This is a genomic window from Gilvirhabdus luticola (assembly GCF_040117515.1).
Taxonomy (GTDB): Bacteria; Bacteroidota; Bacteroidia; order Flavobacteriales; family Flavobacteriaceae; genus Gilvirhabdus; species Gilvirhabdus luticola.
Map to the genome: position 1 here is coordinate 1 of NZ_JBEEEN010000018.1, position 615 is coordinate 615.

A 615-nucleotide genomic window follows, 5' to 3' on the forward strand; every position below is an offset into this window, starting at 1 on the left:
GCGCCTGTCGCCAACTGCCCAACGCCAAACGCTTCATACAATGCCGATGCGGGCCAGTGCGACGCGACGTTGTCCTTTGCCGCAAGCCCAACCGATAACTGCGGCGTGGCAAGCACCGAATACAGTGTTGGCGGTTCGCCGATCACGTTCCCTTACGATTTCCCTGTGGGGTCGACCACCGTGGACGTGCTGGTTACCGACGTGAACAGTAACACGGATACCTGCAGCTTCGACGTAATAGTGTTGGACAACCAGGCGCCTGTCGCCAACTGCCCAACGCCAAACGCTTCATACAATGCCGATGCGGGCCAGTGCGACGCGACGTTGTCCTTTGCCGCAAGCCCAACCGATAACTGCGGCGTGGCAAGCACCGAATACAGTGTTGGCGGTTCGCCGATCACGTTCCCTTACGATTTCCCTGTGGGGTCGACCACCGTGGACGTGCTGGTTACCGACGTGAACAGTAACACGGATACCTGCAGCTTCGACGTAATAGTGTTGGACAACCAGGCGCCTGTCGCCAACTGCCCAACGCCAAACGCTTCATACAATGCCGATGCGGGCCAGTGCGACGCGACGTTGTCCTTTGCCGCAAGCCCAACCGATAACTGCGGC

At 59.2% G+C, this 615-nt stretch carries 1 protein-coding gene; it reads left to right on the plus strand.

The window, feature by feature from the left end; translation table 11 throughout:
* Positions 1-615, plus strand: a 615-nt coding sequence (locus tag AAFP94_RS14880; protein WP_409629191.1) for an HYR domain-containing protein, incomplete at both ends; no start/stop codon positions are given.